Source organism: Mesorhizobium sp. M5C.F.Ca.IN.020.29.1.1 (genome assembly GCF_003997375.1).
In the GTDB taxonomy this organism is placed as follows: Bacteria; Pseudomonadota; Alphaproteobacteria; order Rhizobiales; family Rhizobiaceae; genus Mesorhizobium; species Mesorhizobium wenxiniae.
Genome location: NZ_RZSW01000636.1, coordinates 1 through 3,013, shown reverse-complemented (window position 1 = coordinate 3,013; position 3,013 = coordinate 1). Strand labels below are relative to the sequence as shown.

Genomic DNA, 3,013 nt, shown 5'->3' with positions numbered 1-3,013 from the left:
CTTTCCGATTATCGTCATCCAGGAGGCTGGGCTGGATGGGTTCTGGGTCCATCGAATGCTTCAGAACGAGGGTGTCGAAAGCCACGTCGTCGACCCTGCTTCGATCGCAACCTCGCGTCGGTGTCGGCGGGCGAAGACTGATCGAATCGACGGCGAGACCTTGATCCGCACGTTGCTCGCCTACAAGCGCGGCGAGCCACGGGTGTGCTCCATGGTCAAAGCGCCCAATCCCGACGAAGAGGATCGCCGCCGCATCACGCGCGAGCGCAAGGTGCTAACCAACGAGCGGATTCGGCACGTCAATCGCATTAAAGGGCTGTTGTTCGCGCAAGGCGTTTCCGGATACGAGCCGCTGCGCCGCGACCGGAGGGACCGACTCGATGCGCTGCGGACCGGCGACGGCCGACTGCTTCCGGAGCACCTCAAGGCTCAGATTGGTCGCGAACTTGACCGCCTCGAACTACTTCTTGCGCAAGTCAAGGCGGTGGAGGCGGAGCGGAACGCATTACTGGTTGAGGCACGAGACGCGGCAACAGCTGCCTCCGCGGCGATGTTGCTGGACATCAAGGGCATCGGACCGGAATTTGCTGACGTGCTCTGGTCGGAAGGGCTGTTCCGCAACTTCGATAACAGACGGCAAGTAGCGGCCTATGCCGGCTTGGCGCCGACACCCTGGCAGAGTGGATCTGTCGACCGTGAGCAAGGCGTATCAAAATCCGGCAATCCGCGGCTGCGAACAGCCCTGATCCAACTTGCCTGGCTATGGCTGCGGCATCAGCCACGCTCGGCGCTGACCCTCTGGTTCCGCGAACGAGTGGAGCGCAATGGCGGCCGGCTGCGCAAGACGACAATTGTGGCGCTGGCCCGAAAGCTCGTGGTCGCGCTTTGGAAATATGTGACCGCCGGCGTCGTGATCGAGGGAGCTGTAATGAAAGTTGCCTGACAGGCCTGACCGAACCCCCTCAATCTTCCAGGACCCGACCAGTCCTGGCGGATCCCAGGTGGACGAACCGGAGAATTCCTTGGCCCGAGAGCCGTCTGTCAGAATGGTCTCGTCTTCCTGAGCCCTGCCCACCGCAAGCGGGATGTTGGTGCAGCCGCCGAGAGCGGCGACCGTATGTGAGGTTGATCTGGTGCGGAAACGGCCGGGTCGTGCAATTGGGCTTGGACCTTGGATGCCGAAAACCACTGGAGGCTAACGAAGCGCTGTCGAATTTAGATACTTGACGCTGAGATGCCCATGTGAGGAATTCTGTGCGCGAGGCCATGATGATGGAAAGGAGAGAATCATCACATGGCTATCGAGAAAGAACTCCTGGACCAGCTGCTTGCCGGTCGTGATCCGAACGAGGTTTTCGCCAAGCACGGTCTGCTTGACGACCTGAAGAAGGCGCTTTCGGGGACTGGAACACGCCGTCAAGGGTCCTGTAGGCGTATTTCGGGCGGCGCGTGACGATCACCCGGAACTTCGCCGGCGTCACGTCCAGACGCTCAGACACGTCCTCGCCGATCAGGAGCCCGGTCCAGACCTTCGCAGCCCTCAGGCGCGTCGGGCTCGATGATCTGCTCCACCCGCTCAAGATGGGCGGCAAACCCCTTGCGTGGGCGTGGCGCGCGCTTCGCACGACCGGGAGCCACGGCTTCCAGATCGGCAACCGCCTCGCCCACGCCACTCTCGATCTCCTCGAACACGAAGGCGCATTGCTCGTCGCTCAGGCCGCCCAGCCGCTCCGAGCGCCGGCCATAGCGAGATCGCTCCAGCATCTTCACGATCGCCGTCAAGGTGGCGATACGTTCGTCGGCTGCCTTGATGCGTGCCTCGGCTACTTCCGCGCGATTGTCAGAGATCGCGATCCGTTCGGCCGCTCGGCGTTCATTTCGTGCAGCCTGGTTCTCCAGAAGCGCAGCCTGCTCGGTCAGCGCCAGAACCATCGCCTTCAGCGCATCAACGTCGTCGGGAAGTGCCGCGGCAGCCGTCTCCATGGCCGTTATCACAGCACGGGTGAGGCCGTTTTCCCAACCGTTTCAGAGCCATGATTCACTTTGCCTCAGGCGCGTCAGCCCATGCTGCGGGGCCGCTTCACTCCCACCGGCCGGACCCGCTTCCAGTCCAGGCCGTCCACGAGCGCGAGGAGTTGGGCATGGTTCAGCCGAAGACGTGCCGGCCCGATGCGGGGCCAACAAAACTGCGATTGCTCCAGAGTTTTTGCATGAAGACAAACTCCCGATCCATCCCACCAGACGATCTTCACCCGGTCTGCTGTTTTCGGACGAAAGACATAAAGGGAACCATCGAAAGGGTCCACGCCACCATCGCGAACAAGCGCCATTAACGACAGCGGCCCCTTGCGGAAGTCGACCGGCGTGCTCGCAACATAAACCGTCACGCCCGAAGGGATCATGCCGCGCGCGCCGCCCGGATAACCAGCGCAAGATGATCCGGATCCACGTTACCGCCGACCCGCACAATCAGGTCACCCACAACAACTTCGATCGGGGAGCCATAGACCGGCTCAAACCGGGTGAACTGAACCGCCGGATCCTCCCCGTCCGACGCCGGAAGGTCTTTGCCAAGAGCCTTCCGCCGCCAATTGAACAATTGCGACGGCGCAATGCCGGCGCCGCGCGCAATCGCCGAAACGTTCGCGCCAGGCACAAGCGTTTCCGCCACAACCCGGGCCTTCGCCTCCTCCGTCCACTGGCGGCGGCCCCGAAGTGGACGCGCATCAAGATGCTCGATCACCTGACAATTTCTATCATCAGGCATAGGCGTGCTTATAGAAATTTCCATCATCGGCTCCAAAACACAAAGCCGATGAATCCCAAACCCTCGCACCCGCCGCTACGTGGGATGTCCTTGCCGCTTACGAACTATGCCACCATCCACTGGATGATCGAGAACCCGATCTACGGCGGCGCCTACGCCTATGGTAAGACGCGTGCTGCGCCCGGATTTGGCCCATCCGCCGCTCGAACAAGGATCCGCCCCGGCTGGAGTGCATTGTTCACACTC

4 protein-coding genes and 1 pseudogene are annotated in these 3,013 nt (G+C 61.8%); 2 read left to right on the top strand and 3 right to left on the bottom strand.

The window, feature by feature from the left end:
• The coding region (locus EOA85_RS31265) for an IS110 family transposase (protein ID WP_127212306.1) at nucleotides 1-943 on the top strand (943 nt) is incomplete at its 5' end.
• A 351-nt stretch (nucleotides 944-1,294) separates the two neighbouring features.
• Nucleotides 1,295-1,453, top strand: coding sequence for a hypothetical protein (locus EOA85_RS39515; protein WP_245486176.1), 159 nt, complete (start codon nucleotides 1,295-1,297; stop codon nucleotides 1,451-1,453).
• On the opposite strand, the pseudogene EOA85_RS31255 reads toward EOA85_RS39515, so the two are convergent.
• The 3 genes and pseudogenes from EOA85_RS31255 to EOA85_RS31245 form a co-directional block, all read right to left on the bottom strand.
• Nucleotides 1,386-1,983, bottom strand: a pseudogene (locus EOA85_RS31255) (IS66 family transposase zinc-finger binding domain-containing protein); the annotation flags it as partial. The gene EOA85_RS39515 and the pseudogene EOA85_RS31255 overlap by 68 nt on opposite strands.
• 74 nt (nucleotides 1,984-2,057) lie before the next feature.
• Entirely contained in the window at nucleotides 2,058-2,402 is a 345-nt protein-coding gene (gene tnpB, locus EOA85_RS31250; RefSeq protein ID WP_127212304.1) for an IS66 family insertion sequence element accessory protein TnpB, read from the bottom strand.
• Nucleotides 2,399-2,743 carry a transposase gene (locus tag EOA85_RS31245; RefSeq protein ID WP_245486174.1) on the bottom strand — a complete coding sequence of 115 codons (345 nt, stop codon included), beginning with the start codon at nucleotides 2,741-2,743 and terminating at the stop codon, nucleotides 2,399-2,401. Before EOA85_RS31245 ends, tnpB begins: the two co-directional genes overlap by 4 nt.
• Between the last annotated feature and the right edge of the window lie 270 nt (nucleotides 2,744-3,013).